The organism is Streptococcus oralis subsp. dentisani (assembly GCF_002096615.1).
Taxonomy (GTDB): domain Bacteria; phylum Bacillota; class Bacilli; order Lactobacillales; family Streptococcaceae; genus Streptococcus; species Streptococcus oralis_U.
On record NZ_NCUX01000029.1, the window covers coordinates 55,887 to 72,463 of the forward strand.

Annotated in this window: 15 protein-coding genes and 1 pseudogene; 7 read left to right on the forward strand and 9 right to left on the reverse strand. The window is 39.9% G+C overall.

Annotation, left to right across the window (positions count from 1 at the left end):
• Positions 1 to 52: 52 nt before the first annotated feature.
• Positions 53 to 751: a GntR family transcriptional regulator gene (locus tag B7708_RS02990; RefSeq protein ID WP_084973655.1), complete on the reverse strand. Its 699-nt coding sequence runs from the start codon at positions 749 to 751 to the stop codon at positions 53 to 55.
• 140 nt (positions 752 to 891) lie between these two features.
• Between B7708_RS02990 and guaA the strand changes: the two genes are divergently transcribed.
• The 5 genes from guaA (at position 892) to B7708_RS03015 (ending at position 7,240) form a co-directional block, all read left to right on the forward strand.
• Positions 892 to 2,454 carry a glutamine-hydrolyzing GMP synthase gene (guaA, locus tag B7708_RS02995; protein ID WP_061598474.1) on the forward strand — a complete coding sequence of 521 codons (1,563 nt, stop codon included), beginning with the start codon at positions 892 to 894 and terminating at the stop codon, positions 2,452 to 2,454.
• 264 nt (positions 2,455 to 2,718) lie between these two features.
• Positions 2,719 to 3,492 (forward strand): ABC transporter ATP-binding protein, encoded by a 774-nt coding sequence (locus B7708_RS03000; RefSeq protein ID WP_084973657.1) that lies wholly within the window; start codon positions 2,719 to 2,721, stop codon positions 3,490 to 3,492.
• Entirely contained in the window at positions 3,482 to 5,536 is a 2,055-nt protein-coding gene (locus B7708_RS03005; RefSeq protein WP_084973659.1) for an FtsX-like permease family protein, read from the forward strand. Before B7708_RS03000 ends, B7708_RS03005 begins: the two co-directional genes overlap by 11 nt.
• 32 nt (positions 5,537 to 5,568) lie before the next feature.
• A complete protein-coding gene (locus tag B7708_RS03010; protein WP_084973661.1) occupies positions 5,569 to 6,252 on the forward strand; it encodes a response regulator transcription factor in 684 nt (227 codons plus the stop codon).
• Positions 6,242 to 7,240, forward strand: coding sequence for a sensor histidine kinase (locus B7708_RS03015; protein ID WP_084973663.1), 999 nt, complete (start codon positions 6,242 to 6,244; stop codon positions 7,238 to 7,240). Before B7708_RS03010 ends, B7708_RS03015 begins: the two co-directional genes overlap by 11 nt.
• 83 nt (positions 7,241 to 7,323) lie before the next feature.
• On the opposite strand, the gene ffh is transcribed toward B7708_RS03015, so the two are convergent.
• From ffh to B7708_RS03035, 4 genes are all read right to left on the reverse strand, one after another.
• Positions 7,324 to 8,895: a signal recognition particle protein gene (gene ffh / locus B7708_RS03020; RefSeq protein ID WP_084973665.1), complete on the reverse strand. Its 1,572-nt coding sequence runs from the start codon at positions 8,893 to 8,895 to the stop codon at positions 7,324 to 7,326.
• Positions 8,896 to 8,906: 11 nt separating this feature from the next.
• A complete protein-coding gene (locus B7708_RS03025) occupies positions 8,907 to 9,239 on the reverse strand; it encodes a putative DNA-binding protein (RefSeq protein ID WP_000402068.1) in 333 nt (110 codons plus the stop codon).
• Between the two features lie 140 nt (positions 9,240 to 9,379).
• On the reverse strand, positions 9,380 to 10,576 hold the full coding sequence (tuf, locus tag B7708_RS03030; RefSeq protein ID WP_001040719.1) for an elongation factor Tu: 1,197 nt from the start codon (positions 10,574 to 10,576) through the stop codon (positions 9,380 to 9,382).
• A 239-nt stretch (positions 10,577 to 10,815) separates the two neighbouring features.
• Complete coding sequence (locus tag B7708_RS03035) at positions 10,816 to 11,931, reverse strand: AI-2E family transporter (RefSeq protein ID WP_084973668.1); 1,116 nt, start codon at positions 11,929 to 11,931, stop codon at positions 10,816 to 10,818.
• Positions 11,932 to 12,035: 104 nt separating this feature from the next.
• Here B7708_RS03035 and pbp3 point away from each other — a divergent pair, with 104 nt between their 5' ends.
• A complete protein-coding gene (gene pbp3, locus B7708_RS03040) occupies positions 12,036 to 13,280 on the forward strand; it encodes a D-alanyl-D-alanine carboxypeptidase PBP3 (protein ID WP_084973670.1) in 1,245 nt (414 codons plus the stop codon).
• Positions 13,281 to 13,306: 26 nt separating this feature from the next.
• Here the strand turns inward: pbp3 and sdbB are convergent, their stop codons facing one another.
• The gene (gene sdbB, locus B7708_RS03045) at positions 13,307 to 13,852 is read right to left on the reverse strand and encodes a thiol-disulfide oxidoreductase-associated lipoprotein SdbB (RefSeq protein ID WP_084973672.1); all 546 of its coding nucleotides are present in this window, start codon (positions 13,850 to 13,852) and stop codon (positions 13,307 to 13,309) included.
• A gap of 12 nt (positions 13,853 to 13,864) precedes the next feature.
• Entirely contained in the window at positions 13,865 to 14,572 is a 708-nt protein-coding gene (gene ccdA2, locus B7708_RS03050; protein ID WP_084973674.1) for a thiol-disulfide oxidoreductase-associated membrane protein CcdA2, read from the reverse strand.
• Positions 14,573 to 14,790: 218 nt separating this feature from the next.
• Between ccdA2 and B7708_RS03055 the strand changes: the two are divergent.
• Positions 14,791 to 15,018 (forward strand): annotated as a pseudogene (locus B7708_RS03055) (IS5/IS1182 family transposase); the annotation flags it as partial.
• 373 nt (positions 15,019 to 15,391) lie between these two features.
• On the opposite strand, the gene B7708_RS03065 reads toward B7708_RS03055, so the two are convergent.
• Entirely contained in the window at positions 15,392 to 15,919 is a 528-nt protein-coding gene (locus tag B7708_RS03065) for an AAA family ATPase (protein ID WP_000426563.1), read from the reverse strand.
• A gap of 55 nt (positions 15,920 to 15,974) precedes the next feature.
• The gene (locus B7708_RS03070) at positions 15,975 to 16,538 is read right to left on the reverse strand and encodes a TIGR01440 family protein (RefSeq protein ID WP_084973676.1); all 564 of its coding nucleotides are present in this window, start codon (positions 16,536 to 16,538) and stop codon (positions 15,975 to 15,977) included.
• Between the last annotated feature and the right edge of the window lie 39 nt (positions 16,539 to 16,577).

Consider the following 16,577-nt stretch of genomic DNA (forward strand, 5'->3'; position numbering starts at 1 on the left):
ATTGTTTTGACAATTCTAATCTTTTCTAAAACAAAAAACTAGTCTTTCTAGACTAGTTATTTTCAAGATAAAATTCAAAACGTTCGCCCACGTATTGACTCTTTACATATTCGAAAGCTGTCCCATCATCTAGATAGGACACCTGAGTCAAAGCCAAGATTGCATGCCCCTTTTCGATTTCCAAGTAATGAGCAATTTTTTCCTTAGCCAACCTTGCATAAATGGTCTGTTGGGATTTGCCAATCCGGTAGCCATGTTGCTGCAAGGTTTGGAAGAAATGACTGGTGATTTCTTCTTTTTTGAAATCCTTAATAAATTTCTCAGGAATAGATGCGACTTCATAGACTAGCGGAACTTGGTCAGCGTAACGCACCCGTTCCATACGGATGATATTTTCAGTTGGTGAAATGCCTAGCTTTGCCACTTCCTGCTCGTTGGGAATGGTTCTTCTATAAGAAATGAGTTGACTGGAAGGAACTTTCCCCTGAGATTTGACAATCTCCGTAAAACTGGTCGTCCCCCGCATTTTTTCTTGGACCCGAGTACTAGAAACAAAGGTTCCACTTCCTACACGACGCTCCAAAACTCCTTCCTCAACCAAGAGAGAGATAGCTTGTCGCAAGGTCATCCGACTAACCTGAAACTGTTCCGCTAAATCTCGCTCACTTGGAAGTCTCTCTCCGATTTTCCAATGATGCTCATCTATATCCTTCTTTATCTGGTCATGGATTTTCATATAAGCTGGTAACATGATTTTCACTTCTTTTCTATATTTTCTCTATTGTACCGTATTTGCTAAGAAAAAGTCAAACTTTGCCTTGTTTAGTTGGTAATTCGCCCCTATTTGTGATAGAATATTGAAAAAGATATTTCTTTTGAGAAAGGAAAAAGATGAGCAACATTTCAACTGATTTGCAAGATGTCGAAAAAATCATCGTGCTGGACTATGGTAGCCAATACAACCAGCTAATTTCACGCCGTATTCGTGAAATCGGTGTTTTTTCAGAGTTAAAAAGTCATAAAATCTCAGCCGCAGAGGTTCGTGCGATTAACCCTGTAGGGATCATCCTCTCTGGTGGACCAAACTCTGTATACGAAGATGGTTCATTTGATATTGACCCAGAAATTTTTGAACTTGGCATTCCAATTTTGGGAATCTGCTATGGTATGCAACTTTTAACTCATAAACTTGGAGGAAAAGTTGTCCCTGCAGGTGATGCTGGTAACCGCGAGTATGGCCAATCACCACTTACTCATACCACTTCTGCCCTCTTTGAAGGGACACCTGAAGAACAGATTGTTTTGATGAGCCATGGCGATGCTGTTACAGAGATTCCAGCTGATTTCGTTCGTACTGGAACTTCTGCAGACTGTCCTTATGCAGCTATTGAAAACCCTGACAAGCACATCTATGGTATCCAATTCCACCCAGAAGTTCGCCATTCTGTATATGGGAATGATATACTTCGCAACTTTGCCCTTAACATCTGTAAAGCTAAGGGTGATTGGTCAATGGACAACTTTATCGATATGCAGATCAAGAAAATCCGTGAAACTGTAGGTGACAAGCGTGTTCTTCTCGGTCTATCAGGTGGTGTTGACTCTTCTGTCGTTGGAGTTCTTCTTCAAAAAGCAATCGGTGATCAATTGATCTGTATCTTTGTAGACCACGGTCTTCTCCGTAAAGGGGAAGCTGACCAAGTTATGGACATGCTTGGTGGTAAGTTTGGTTTGAATATCGTCAAAGCAGACGCTGCAAAACGCTTCCTTGACAAACTTGCTGGCGTTTCTGACCCTGAACAAAAACGTAAAATCATCGGTAATGAGTTTGTTTATGTCTTTGATGACGAAGCAAGCAAGCTAAAAGATGTAAAATTCCTTGCTCAAGGAACGCTTTACACTGACGTGATTGAGTCTGGTACAGATACTGCTCAAACTATCAAGTCACACCACAACGTAGGTGGTCTTCCAGAAGACATGCAGTTTGAACTCATCGAACCACTCAACACTCTTTACAAGGACGAAGTTCGTGCCCTTGGTACAGAACTTGGTATGCCAGACCACATCGTATGGCGCCAACCATTCCCTGGACCAGGACTTGCTATCCGTGTCATGGGTGAAATCACTGAGGAAAAACTTGAAACTGTTCGTGAGTCTGATGCTATCCTTCGTGAAGAAATCGCCAAAGCAGGTCTTGACCGTGATATCTGGCAATACTTCACTGTCAACACAGGCGTTCGTTCAGTCGGTGTTATGGGTGACGGTCGTACTTACGACTACACAATCGCCATTCGTGCCATTACTTCTATCGATGGTATGACAGCTGATTTTGCCAAGATCCCTTGGGAAGTCCTTCAAAAAATCTCTGTACGTATCGTAAACGAAGTAGACCACGTTAACCGTATCGTCTACGACATTACAAGTAAACCACCAGCAACCGTTGAGTGGGAGTAGAGTTAATGAGTTAAAAAAGCCTAGAAATCAATGTTTCTAAGGCTTTTTATTTCACGTTTTCAAAATCAGAAATTTTGAAAAAAGGATTGTTCTCAACCTCTACTCCTCTTTTTAAATCTCTGAAACCATGCTATAATATAGTAAGTATAAGTCTAATAACCTGACTATAAAAGTCAGCGATAAAGATTTCTTACATCATCCGTAAGTGTTATTCTACTCTGATTCATATTATAATGAAAGTAACAAAAGATGGAGGTGTTTCACATGGAAACCATTTTACGAGTAGAATCATTAAAAAAGCATTATGGAAAAGAACCGAATATCACCAAGGCCTTGAACGGCATATCTTTTCAAGTTGTAAAAGGTGAGTTCTTAGGAATTATGGGGAGTAGCGGCTCTGGGAAAACAACCCTTCTTAACTGTCTCGCCACTATCATCAAGCCAACTGACGGTTCCATTCAAATGCAAGAAAAGGATTTAGGTCAGTTAAAAGGTAGTCAGTTAGCTGATTATCGTGGTAAGGAAATTGGCTACCTCTTTCAGAATTTTGAGCTTTTGGACAATCTTACAGCCAAAGAAAATATTTTACTTCCCTTGTCTTTGCACAAGGTCGATTCCAACGAAAGCAAGGTTCGGTTAGAATTACTTTCCCAATATCTGGATATTTCTGAACTTCTGGATAAGTTCCCTTCTCAATTATCAGGTGGTCAACGGCAAAGGGTAGCTGCTGCGCGTGCTTTGATTTTAGACCCTAAGATTGTATTTGCGGATGAGCCCACAGGAGCTTTGGATTCAAAAAATGCAAGCATTTTGATGCAAAAACTATCTGAAATGAATCAAGTGGAAGCAACCACCATTCTCATGGTGACCCACGACTCAGTTGCAGCCAGCTTTTGCAACCGCATCTTGTTTATCCGAGACGGAAAACTATTCCATGAAATTCGACGCGATTATCCAAGAGAAAGTCAAGAAGATTTCTACCACAGAATACTAAAGGTCATGGCAGCGCTAGCTGGAGGTGATGGCAATGTTTTCTAAATTAGTCTCAAGAAATAGCAAGAGGGATCGAAAGAATAATGGCTTGTACTTCAGTTCCATGGTTCTTTCTATTATCTCCTTTTACATCATCCTTTCTTTATCCCATCAAGATGTAATGATCTTTCTAAAACAAATAGAGAGTGACGCTGTAAATAAACTCTTTAGCATGATTCCCATTCTTTATGTGGCAACCCTCTTTATTCTCTTTTTTCTAGTCTACTTCGCAAGCAGTATGCAGATGGAAAGGAGAAAACATGAATTTGGTGTCTATCTCACACTAGGCATGCGAAGAAGCAAACTGTTCTTGCTACTTCTGCTCGAGGATTTGAGAAACAGTGTCCTTGCCCTTGGAATAGGACTTCCTATTTCCATCTTGATTTCAGAACTGATTAGTCTAATAACCGCTAAAATTGTGGGACTAGGGATTATTGAGCATCAATTTTCTCTATCTACCACAGCTCTACTCTATACAGTCATCGGTTTCCTAGCCGTAAAATTAGCTGTCTTTGTTCTTTTAAGTGCACAGACGGCCAATAAAGAAATTGGAAACCTGCTATCCTATTCTCCTTCCGGTATGAAGAAAGTACTCCCCAAGGGTATGTACCTTCTTGCTTCCGTCCTCGGAATTTTGCTTCTAGGAACAGCCTATTACTTGGGTATGAGTGGACGAGCTTGGGAAAGTGTCATAACCATGGGCATCACTGTTCTCTTGGGAACTCTAGGAACTATCCTACTCTTCTTTGGTATGCGTTTATTTATAGATATTTTGCTCAATCTTGGAAGCAATCGAAAACTTCATACCTATAATTTTAGACAGATTCAGGAATTAGTTATCCAACGCTCAACTATACTGGCCATCTGCTCGCTCTTAATCTTCTCTGCCTTATGCCTCTTTGGAGCAGGAGTTGCCATTGCAAGTGGCAATTCAGGCAATCAGGCTCATGTCTTAGATTATACCTTTAGAGGTAACAAGCTTGAAGCAGATGAAAATCTTGATGTGAATACAGTAAAAAAAGAGCTTGAAGCTGCCGGACTAGCACCACAGTTTTCAAAGATTCTGCAAATCAAAGTGGGCATGCCTAAAGAACACGAGTCCGTGTCCTTCGAAGAGGTCATCAAGGAGTTGAAAAAGCAAAAAGGCAGCAAGAACAAGGAAATTTTGCTCCATATATTTAAACAGTCTACTAATTCCCACCTCATGCCAATTTCCGAATACAATGAACTTAGAAAGGCTGCCAATCTCCCTCCTCTAGAATTAACTAGCAAGGAAGCCTACTTGTATATAGGGAAAGATTTTCTCCCAGATGAAAGTCTCGTCAACTCTGTTCTGAAGACGAAGCCTCAAATCAAAGTCATGGAAAATGATGTGAAATTGATTGGAGAGGTACAGTCTTTACCAATCGTAACGGATCGTGAAATAACCCTCTCTGTTGCCCTCATAGTCCCAGATGAGACCTTTATGAGCTATACAAACGGTCACTATTCGAACTATGTCAGCGGTATCTTGGCTCCTGAGCTGGTCAAAGAAAAAGGCTTGATGAGAGCTATCTCAGATACCAATGAAAAGCTAAATCAAACCCCTCTTGGCTATGAAAGCTATATACAAAATATGGGAAGACAATTATTTTACATTATCTCTGCCAGCTATGTCACTATCTATCTGGCTATCATTTTCCTTGTTGTGGCAAATACAATCATCGGCGTTCAATTTTTGATGGGGCAGAGACAATCCTACAGACGATACCAAACCTTGATCCATCTCGGAGCCAGCTATGAAACTCTTTGTAAATCGTCAGAAAAGCAAATCAACTGGTATTTCGGTCTACCAATAGCCCTTGCACTTATCAGTAGTAGCTTCGGTGTGAGTTCCCTCCTCACAGGAATAGTACCAGCCAGTGCAAGAATGGTCATGGGGCAGAAATTTATCACAGCCATGCTGATAATACTGCTCTTAGCAGGCTTTGAAGTCATCTATATCAGAATTGTAAAGAAAAATAGCAACAAGTACTTATTGTCCTTAATGGAACCCAAAAGAGATGAATAAGGTAGAATAAATTAGGAAAAGGAGGAACCGATATGAAGCATATTCTGGTTATTGAGGATGAAGCCTTGATTCGAGATGAAATTGTCATCTTGTTAGAGAAAGCGGGTTATCAAGTTGATAAGTTGACTGACTTCAAAGATACAAGCCAGCAAGTGCTGCAATACGATACGGATCTAATCATACTGGATTTGAATTTGCCGGGAGAAACAGGTTTTCAAATTTGTAAAAATCTCAAGTCAAAACGCTCTGTGCCCATATTGGTTCTCACCTCCCGTGAACAACTAAAAGATGAGATCTACGCCCTAAAATTAGGGGCAGACGAGTACTTAACAAAACCTTTCAAAAAAGAAAGATTCTTGGCTCGTATAGAAAACATCTTGAAACGCTATGAAGGCAGACAAAATCTGCTTGAAAAAGATAATTTCCTGCTGGATAGACAGACCTATACCCTTTATATCAACGGACATTCGATTTTACTCCCTCAAAATCAAGGGAAATTGTTAGAAACCTTATTAGTGACAACTGATTCTGTCGTCACAAAAGAAGAACTAAGCATGAAACTGTGGAATACAACTGAGTTCATCGATGAGAATGCCCTTCAAGTAAATATTGCAAGGCTGAAAAAGGTGATGAAACAGGCTGGCATTGCCCTTCAAGTCAAGTCCGTCAGAGGTATTGGTTACAAGCTAGAAGAGGTAAGTCCAGATGAAACATAATCTAAAATATCTAGCTACTTATCTGCCTTGGTTACTTGTTCTCTTAGCATTTGATCTATTTACAGCTATCCTGCTTTGGCTTTCAGATGTGAGAATGTTTCAAGCCCTCATCCTTCTCTATATTTTAGCCACCGTCCTGCTCTTTTTCATCCTATCATTCCTACTGATAAGAAAAGAAAGAAAAAAATCTGCTGCCTATAAAGCCTTCATAGCCAATCCTAAGACGGATACTGAGCTTGAATTATTGCATTTATCAAGTGCCTCGGAGAAAGAAAGCATTGAACAAATGGCAGATACACTTTATCAAAAGCAGGCTGAAATAGGAAAACTCAACTCATTACTAGCCGAGTACGAGGACTATGTTGAAAAATGGGCGCATGAGATTAAACTCCCTCTATCGCTTCTTTCCCTCCTTTTGGACAATCAAAGTGACCAGCTGCCTGAAGATACAGCTTTTAAGTTGGACTATGTGAAAAATCAAATCCAAGGAAATGTGTCACAAATCCTATTCTATTACAGGGTAAAAAGTGAGAAAAATGATTTTCTATTTGAAGACCTTGACCTAAAAGAGTGTATCCAAGATCTCTTGGAAAACTTTGATCCCTTACTCAAAGAAAAGAATTTTACGATTCAGCTAGAAAATATACAAGGAACTTGCTACACTGATCAACGCAGTTTTGAATTTATCCTCTCTCAAATCCTCGCCAATGCCCTTAAATATAGCTCTGACAAGCCCGAACTCAGCATTTCTATGTCAAAAGACAAGGGACGTACAAGTCTGATTATTAGGGATAATGGCTGTGGAGTTAAAGCTTGCGACCTCCCTCATATCTTTGAAAAAGGCTTTACAGGAGACTCGGGAGACACAAGGAAAAAATCAACAGGCATGGGCCTCTATCTGGTCAAACAATTAGCAGATGCTTTAAAAATCGACATCACAGTAAAATCCGAATGGCTGCAAGGATTTGAAATCTCTCTTTCTATTTAATCAATTTTTCGATTAAGAAAATTGCCTAATCATAGAAAGTACATATTTTATATAAAAAAGGAAAGCACTTCTGCTTTCCTTTTTTATTTGCGTTTTTTCTTAGCTTTTTTCATTTTGTTGGCCATGCGTTTCATAGACTGTTTCATGGCAAATTCACCAATTTTACCCTTGAGTCCACCACCAAACATCTGGCTCATATCTGGCATTCCAGCTCCTCCGAGAGCTGACATATCTGGCATACCACCCTGTCCCATCATTCCTTCAAGGGCAGACATATCCATTCCTCCCATATTTGGCATATTTTTGGGAAGGTTATTTGGATTGATGCCCATCTGCTTCATCATCTTGTTCATATCCCCAGACATGACACCTTGCATGAGCTGTTTGGCCTGGTTAAAGTCTTTGATGAATTTATTCACTTCGATAAAAGTATTTCCAGATCCAGCAGCGATACGACGACGACGACTTGGATTTAACAAATCAGGATTTTCACGTTCTTCAGGTGTCATCGAAGACACGATAGCACGTTTACGAGCAATCTGGCGCTCATCCACCTTCATATTTTGAAGGGCCGGATTGTTAGCCATACCTGGAATCATCTTGAGCAAGTCTTCCATTGGCCCCATATTTTGCACCTGATCCAATTGAGCGATGAAATCATTGAAATCAAAGGTGTTTTCACGCATCTTCTCAGCCATTTCAAGGGCTTTTTGCTCATCGTATTCTTGAGAAGCTTTCTCAATCAAGGTCAACATATCCCCCATACCAAGGATACGGCTTGACATACGGTCTGGGTGGAAGATTTCGATATCTGTAATCTTTTCACCTGTACCAGTGAACTTGATTGGTTTACCAGTGATATGGCGAACGGACAAAGCAGCACCGCCACGAGTATCCCCATCAATCTTGGTAAGGATAACCCCAGTCACTTCTAACTGAGCATTGAATTCACGAGCAACATTAGCTGCTTCCTGACCAATCATGGCATCAACTACGAGCAGAATTTCGTTTGGTTGAGCCAAGGCTTTTACGTCACGAAGCTCATTCATGAGGAGCTCATCAATTTGCAAACGACCTGCCGTATCAATCAAGACATAGTCGTTGTGATTGGCTTGTGCTTGCTCCAAACCTTGACGAACAATCTCAACCGCTGGAACATCAGTACCAAGAGCGAAAACAGGCACATCTATCTGCTGTCCAAGTGTTTTCAACTGATCGATGGCTGCTGGACGATAGATATCCGCCGCAATCATCAAAGGACGGGCATTTTCTTCCTTCTTGAGTTTGTTGGCCAGTTTACCAGCAAAGGTTGTTTTACCAGCCCCCTGCAAACCGACCATCATGATAATTGTAGGAATCTTAGGTGACTTGATAATCTCTGCCGTATCAGAACCTAAAACAGCTGTCAGTTCCTCGTCAACGATTTTAATAATCTGTTGGGCAGGATTGAGGGTATCAATGACCTCGTGTCCGACTGCACGTTCACGAACCTTCTTGATAAAGTCCTTTACAACAGGCAAAGCAACGTCGGATTCAAGCAAGGCCAAACGAATTTCTTTGGTTGCTTCTTGGACATCCGCCTCAGAGATTTTTCCTTTTTTACGTAGATTTTTAAAGACGTTCTGCAAACGTTCCGTTAAACTTTCAAATGCCATTTTTCTTCCTCTTATTCTCTATTATCAATGCTTGTTAAAACTTCTATCTGCTCCTGCAGAAAGTCATCCTTGGGATAGCGCTCCAAGATCTGATCAAAAATCTGACTGCGGACAATGTAGTCCGAATACATGTGCAATTTCATCTCATAATCTTCTAGAATCTTTTCTGTCCGCTTGATATTGTCATAAACGGCTTGACGACTGACACCGAACTCTTCAGCAATCTCAGCAAGACTGTAATCATCTGCATAATAAAGCTCTATATAGTTCATCTGCTTGTCCGTCAAAAGCGCAGCATAAAATTCAAAAAGCGCATTCATGCGATTGGTTTTTTCGATTTCCATAACTTTTATTATACCAAAAAATCTATCATATCGCTATAGTAGAGGGCTTCTTACAAAAATAGAACTAAAAAAGAACCTTGCAAAGCAAGATTCTTTTAGTGTCTGACTTAAATAATTGTTCTTCTGGGAACTTAATCGAATTAAGCTTCGATTTCTGTAACCATACCTGAACCAACAGTACGTCCACCCTCACGGATAGAGAATGTAGTACCTTGTTCTACGGCGATTGGGTGGATCAACTCAACGTCGATAGTCACGTTATCACCAGGCATTACCATTTCAGTACCTGCTGGAAGTTCGATTGAACCTGTAACGTCAGTAGTACGGAAGTAGAACTGTGGACGGTAGTTGTTGAAGAATGGAGTGTGACGTCCACCTTCTTCTTTAGTAAGGATGTAAACTTCACCTTTAAATTTAGTGTGTGGGTTGATTGAACCTGGTTTAGCGATAACTTGTCCACGTTCGATTTCATCACGTTGAACACCACGAAGAAGGACACCTACGTTATCTCCGGCAAGACCTTCGTCAAGTTGTTTACGGAACATTTCAACACCAGTAACAACTGCTTTTTGAGTTTCTTCTTTGATACCAACGATTTCGATTTCGTCGTTAACACGAACAGTACCACGGTCGATACGTCCTGAAGCAACTGTACCACGTCCAGTGATTGAGAATACGTCTTCGACTGGAAGAAGCAATGGTTTGTCTGTGTCACGTTCTGGTTCTGGGATGTACTCATCAACAGTGTTCATCAATTCCATGATGATGTCTTCGTACTTAGAGTCACCTTCAAGAGCTTTAAGAGCTGAACCTTGGATAACTGGAAGATCGTCACCTGGGAAGTCGTATTCTGACAAGAGGTCACGGATTTCCATTTCAACCAATTCAAGCAATTCTTCGTCGTCTACCAAGTCAATTTTGTTCATGAAGACGATAAGGTGTTTAACACCAACCTGACGTGAAAGAAGGATGTGCTCACGAGTTTGTGGCATTGGTCCGTCAGTTGAAGCTACTACAAGGATAGCTCCGTCCATTTGAGCGGCACCAGTGATCATGTTTTTAACGTAGTCCGCGTGTCCTGGAGCGTCGATGTGAGCGTAGTGACGTTTTTCAGTTTCGTACTCAACGTGCGCAGTGTTGATAGTGATACCGCGTTCGCGTTCTTCTGGAGCAGCATCGATAGACGCATAGTCTTTAGGTTGGTTAACTGCTGAAGGCAAGCGACGTGCCAAAACAGTTGTGATAGCTGCAGTTAGGGTAGTTTTACCGTGGTCAACGTGTCCGATAGTACCAATGTTAACGTGTGGTTTACTACGATCGTATTTTTCTTTTGCCATTTGAGTAAAAGCCTCCAATAAAATATATTTTATAGATAGACAGTAGGCAATACAGTCTAACTTTCCTTACTATTTTATCAAATTTCAGCTAAATTGCAAGTGTTTTACACACATTTTGTGAATTATTCTAAATCTCATAATTTCCCATTCTTTTCCTTCTCCAACAGAATCATTTAAAACACTTTTGACCAGTCTAACCTCAAGTCTTTTTATCAAAAAAAATCAGGTCTCCCTGATTTTTAGATTGATTCTGATTTTTCCAGTTCTTTTTCTTTAGCTTCTTTATGATTTTCATATAATTTCGCCAAGAACTTCGTAATTTCTTTTAGGATAGAATAGGTTGGTACTGCTACAATCATTCCGATAACACCATAAATATTGCTAGAAAGTAAGAGAAGGACCAGAATGGTGATTGGATGAACCTTCATAACCCCTCCAACGATACGAGGGTAGAGGATATTCCCATCCACTTGTTGGATAATCAGCATATAAATTACTGCAATGAGAACTCTGTGCGGATCAGTAAAGACATTGGCAATAATCATGGGAATCAGACCGATACTTGGACCAACATAGGGAATCAGATTGGCAATGCCAGAAAAAATAGCAAAGACTAAGGCGTACTTCAAGCCAATAACACTATAACCAACATAGGCCAAACATCCGATTATGACAGCATCAATCGCAATTCCACTTATATAACGTGCTACAGTAGCGTTCAAATTCTTCAAGAGACTGGAGAAGTTTAATTTATCATGTTTTAGGACTGTTCGTTCCAACATCGGGAGGAACTTATGACCATCAAGCAAGAAATAAATCAAAAAGACTGGTGTCATAATGAGAATCAAAACAGTACTAAACAAGGCTGAAAGAACGCTGCCTAAACTATTGCTCACACTGTTGAGAATGTTTTGTAAAATATCAACGTAGGATAAATTCAACTGTTGAATGGTTTTTTGAATATCAATATTTTGAAAGATTGGATTCATTGATAAATCATATATCAAATCTTGCAAACGGCTATAGATATTCTGGCTAGAAATAATCAAGCTTGTCAACTGATTGATCAAAATCGGTAGCAAGTAGACTACCCCTACTACTATTGTACCAATCAAAGCACAAAGAGTGATGAGCACACCTATCAAACGATTGACTTTACATTTCTTTTCTAAAAATGTTACGATGGGATTTGTCAGGTAATAGAAAAATCCTCCGAGCAAAAATGGAATCATAATGGTATTAGCTACCATCACAAAAGGTGTGACAATCGCTCCCATCTCCCTCCAAAGGTAGAAAATAAGAGTTAATAGTAAAATTTCAGCTGTCCAAAAAAATAACTTGTTTCTACGGAACATAGGCGCCTCCTTCTTTCTATTTTACCATAATTCTTCAAAAAGATAAGATGGCTTTGCTATAAAAACGAGAATATTTTTTCGCTTTGTGATAGAATAAAACTACTATGAAGAAAATAATTTTATCCTTACTAACTCTTATCATTTTTGGTACAGCCATTCCTACTGTATCTGCGCAAGATTTTGATGTTGCTGCCAAGCATGCCATCGCTGTTGAAGCAAACACTGGAAAAATCCTCTACGAGAAAGATGCAAATCAGCCTGTAGAAATTGCTTCTATTACGAAACTGGTTACAGTTTATTTGGTTTATGAAGCTCTGGAGCAAGGTACAATTAGCCTATCTACCCCAGTTGATATCTCTGACTATCCATACCAACTTACAACCAATTCTGAGGCTAGTAATGTTCCTATGGAAGCGCGCAAGTATACAGTGGAACAATTATTGGAAGCAACTCTAGTATCAAGTGCCAATAGTGCAGCCATTGCTCTTGCTGAAAAAATTGCTGGTTCAGAGAAAGACTTCGTTGACAAGATGAGGGCGAAACTTCTTGAATGGGGAATCCAAGATGCAACTATTGTAAACACGACTGGTTTAAATAATGAAACCCTTGGCGATAATATCTATCCTGGTTCTAAAAAAGACGATGAAAACAAGTTGAGTGCCTACGATGTTGCAATCATCGCTCGAAACCTCATCAGAGATTACCCTCAAGTTTTAGAAATAACCAAGAAATCTTCATCAACATTTGCTGGTATGGAAATTCACTCTACTAACTATATGTTGGAAGGGATGCCAGCATATCGAGGTGGAGTTGATGGGCTCAAAACTGGTACAACAGACAAGGCAGGTGCTTCTTTCGTTGGAACAACTACCGAAAAAGGTATGCGAATCATCACAGTTGTTTTAAACGCTGACCAGCAAAACAGCAATCCTTACGCTCGCTTTACTGCTACTTCTTCTCTTTTGGACTATATAACATCTAATTATGCTCTCAAAACAATTGTCCAGAAGGGAGAAGCCTACAAAGATAGCAAAGTTTCTGTACTTGATGGGAAGGAAGATACCGTAACTGCTGTTGCTAAATCTGATATCACTGTCATACAACGATTGGGAAGTCGAGCATCATCAAGCCTGCAGTTTACTCCAAAAACCAAGGCCGAGACAGCGCCACTAGAAGCTGAAACTGTTGTTGGTCATCTAACCTATGATGACCAAGATTTGGTCGGTCAAGGTTATCTCACTTCTGAAAAACCTTCTTTTGAAATGGTCGCTGAAAAGAAAGTTGAAAAAGCCTTCTTCTTAAAAGTTTGGTGGAATCAATTCATCCGCTTTATCAATGAAAAACTATAAAAAAATCGCGAGTTTTCGCGATTTTTCTATTTCATCTCTTTAAAAGCTGCTTCAGCATCAGTATTGCTAATGGCACCAAATTGGATTTTTCCGATTTTTCCTTGGCTGTCAATTAAGTATTCTGTTGGAATACTACGAATTTGGTAGGCTTGGAAGGTAGTTGCTTTCGTATCATATAAAACTGGTATATCCTTGTATCCTTGTTCTTGGTACCATTTTGGAAAGTCTTGAACTGTTTTTTCACCTTGTAGCCCTGGTGCGACAACACTTAGGATTTCAAAATCTCGATCTTGTTTTGCAGCTAATTCCATCAACTCAGGCATACTCTTTCGACAAGGTCCACACCAAGAAGCCCAGAATTTTAAATAGACCTTTTTCCCTTTATAGTCTGATAACTTGACTTCTTTGCCATCCATAGACTGCAAGGTGAAGTCTGGCGCATCCTTACCGACTGCGATTTGCTGTACAGTAGACTGTTTGGGACTTTCCGTTTGTTTGTTTTCTTTTTCACCACAGGCAATCAATAAAAATAAAGACATGAGGCTCAATCCAGCAAAAATAACTTTTTTCATCTTTTTCTCCTTTTATCCAAGAATTCCTGACAAGGCATTTAACTGCCCTAGTATTAATAATAATCCCATCAAAATAATCAAAGCTCCCCCGATTTTCTTTAGTAGGATCATATGGGGTTTTAATTTGCTAAAATAGGGCATGATCCATCCCGAAGCCAAGGCCAGAACAAGGAAAGGAAGGGCCATTCCCAATGTGTACACTAAGGTTAGTAAGGCTCCTTGCCAAGCACCATTCCCTCCAGAAGCTGCAAGAGCCAAGACCGAACTCAAAACTGGTCCGATACAAGGGGTCCAACCAAAACTAAAGGTTATCCCAAGCAAAAAGGCTGACAGATAGTGATTAGACTTTGATTGTTTGAAGGTGACTGTCTTTTGAACTTCCAGTTTATTAAAATGCAAGATTTCCATCTGGTGAAGGCCTAAAAGGACAATGACTGTCCCCATAGCATAACGAAACCAGTCTGCATAGAGCATGTGCCCTAGGAATCCAGCACCAAATCCCAAAATAAAGAAAATGAGGGAGATTCCTGCAATAAAGCACAGGGTCCGAATTAAGCCTGACCATGCAACGTCTCTTCCAAAAAAGCGAAAGCTTTTCGAATTTCCCTGATCATCTAGCAGAATACCAGCATAGACAGGTAGCAAAGGGAAGATGCAAGGTGAAAAGAAGGACAGGATTCCTGCTAAAAAAACGGATACTAGAAATATAATCGACTCCAACGAATTACCTACTTTCACAAAATTCTAATCTTATTTTACTACAAAAGAAAAAATTTGTAAGAAGTCTGCTACGCTTATTTATTTTGACTAAATTTAACACAAAAAAAGAAGTTAAGCTCCTCAGATTGAAGACAAAGTCCTTAGACTACAAATTTCTAAGGGCTTTTCTTTGTGTAAAGTCGTATAATAGAGGTAAGAAAAGTTGTGAAGTGTTCCCTATGTTTCACAAAGAAAATCTCGAATATAACCGCAATCAAGTTGGTTTTTACACGCTAGATAAACTCGTTCCGCAAGCCCATTTTCTTCGTCAGGTTGAGCAAGTGGTCGATTTTTCCTTCATCTATGACTTAGTCGCAGATACTTATTCTGAAGATAAAGGTCGTCCTAGTTTAGACCCCGTTATGCTGGTTAAAATCCCTCTCATCCAATGTTTCTACGGTATCCGTTACTTGCTCTTGGTAGCTTTCCACTTGTGCCAGCAAGTCCGCCACTTCTGATAAATCTCTCGTTTTTAACTCTTTGATCGGCTGGGTAAAAGTGTATCTCTCGCCCAAAGCCCTAAAATCAATCACTGTTTTTCTATGCATATCTTAAGTATAGCACAAAAAGGCGGACCTAGAACAGCTAAATCCAGCTTTGTTTACTGATTTCTATAACTAAAAATCTTCTCTAAATTGGTTTTTTCTACTTTTGGCAATTTTCCATCAGATAGCATCCCTTCTTCTTGTAAAAGATGGTCTTGTTTGGAGTACTTTGCACAAGAATTCAACAAAAAAACAGGGAGAGTCTTGGTTTCTGTACCCTTACTCTCCCTGTCTTTTACTGTTCAGAAATTAAAAATTGATTTGAAGTTTTAATGATGTTTACCGTTTCCTTGACATCTAAATCATCTGTGAATAGAAAATGATGTTTCTCACTATTTTTAGCTAGAAACTCATTTCTTGCTTGGATTGATAAATCGCCTGTTCTCTCAATTTCTTTTCGAGAAGAATCCCTATCTTTCAAGGTTTCTTCTTGAGCCATTAGAACACAATATTTTAGCTTAATTCGTTTTTCTTTTAAGAAGGCTGCAATTTTCTTCAGTTGCTCTTCAAATATGACATACTCTATCACGACAGTAATGCCACGATCCAAGAAATTATTGGTCAGACTGATGATATTATCCCAGAATAAATCCATGAAAAATCCATCATCCTCCCAAGGAGCTACGAGACCTCCTTTAATCATTAAGTAAATCATGTCGCCCTCTATAACTGCACTTTTGTCAAAAGAATAGGCCAACTCTTTGCTGACAGTGCTCTTTCCAACGCCTGGGGGACCTGAAACAATATAAACACAATTTTCCAACCTTTTACCTCTACATACTTGAAATATCTCTAACTTACGATAACTTTCAGCCCACTTATGACTTTCTTATGAAGTCTTCAGGATACTGTGCACGCGCACCACCAATGAGTTTTGGACGGCTAGCTAAAGCCGTTACATGGGCGTGCCCAATCTCACGTAGTACCGGCCGAATCGGAACCTGCACATGCTTGACATGCATAGCAATTGCGGTATCTCCGATATCAATCCCTGCATGAGCCGTGATGAACTCCACTTCAACAGGGTCCTGCATAAACTTGAAGGCCGCCAACTGACCTGAACCTCCTGCATGAAGAGTAGGAAGGACACTGACGATTTCTAGCCCAAACTGCTCTGCCACCTGACGTTCGACGACGAGGGCACGATTGACATGTTCACATCCTTGAACAGCTAGATGGATTCCTTTCCCTTCCAGGATATCTAGGATCGTCTTCACAATGATTTCCCCAATTTCTTGGCTGGATTCCTTGCCAATCTGGCCACCTATCACCTCACTAGAAGAAAGGCCCAAAACAAAAATAGCTCCTTGCTTCAAATTGGCCTTTTCTAATACATCTTTTACAATCTGGCTTGTTGCTCTTTGAATGTCTTTTTCCTTCATACTTGATACCTCTTTTGTCACTATCTATCATATCTTTTT

Bases quoted from the DNA above. Each gene is read 5' to 3' on its own strand.
- ffh (WP_084973665.1), bottom strand. From the start codon at position 8,895: ATGGCATTTGAAAGTTTAACGGAACGTTTGCAGAACGTCTTTAAAAAT.
- guaA (WP_061598474.1), top strand. From the start codon at position 892: ATGAGCAACATTTCAACTGATTTGCAAGATGTCGAAAAAATCATCGTG.
- B7708_RS03025 (WP_000402068.1), bottom strand. From the start codon at position 9,239: ATGGAAATCGAAAAAACCAATCGCATGAATGCGCTTTTTGAATTTTAT.
- B7708_RS03035 (WP_084973668.1), bottom strand. From the start codon at position 11,931: ATGTTCCGTAGAAACAAGTTATTTTTTTGGACAGCTGAAATTTTACTA.
- B7708_RS03070 (WP_084973676.1), bottom strand. From the start codon at position 16,538: ATGAAGGAAAAAGACATTCAAAGAGCAACAAGCCAGATTGTAAAAGAT.
- sdbB (WP_084973672.1), bottom strand. From the start codon at position 13,852: ATGAAAAAAGTTATTTTTGCTGGATTGAGCCTCATGTCTTTATTTTTA.
- pbp3 (WP_084973670.1), top strand. From the start codon at position 12,036: ATGAAGAAAATAATTTTATCCTTACTAACTCTTATCATTTTTGGTACA.
- B7708_RS03010 (WP_084973661.1), top strand. From the start codon at position 5,569: ATGAAGCATATTCTGGTTATTGAGGATGAAGCCTTGATTCGAGATGAA.
- B7708_RS03005 (WP_084973659.1), top strand. From the start codon at position 3,482: ATGTTTTCTAAATTAGTCTCAAGAAATAGCAAGAGGGATCGAAAGAAT.
- B7708_RS03015 (WP_084973663.1), top strand. From the start codon at position 6,242: ATGAAACATAATCTAAAATATCTAGCTACTTATCTGCCTTGGTTACTT.
- tuf (WP_001040719.1), bottom strand. From the start codon at position 10,576: ATGGCAAAAGAAAAATACGATCGTAGTAAACCACACGTTAACATTGGT.
- B7708_RS03000 (WP_084973657.1), top strand. From the start codon at position 2,719: ATGGAAACCATTTTACGAGTAGAATCATTAAAAAAGCATTATGGAAAA.
- B7708_RS02990 (WP_084973655.1), bottom strand. From the start codon at position 751: ATGTTACCAGCTTATATGAAAATCCATGACCAGATAAAGAAGGATATA.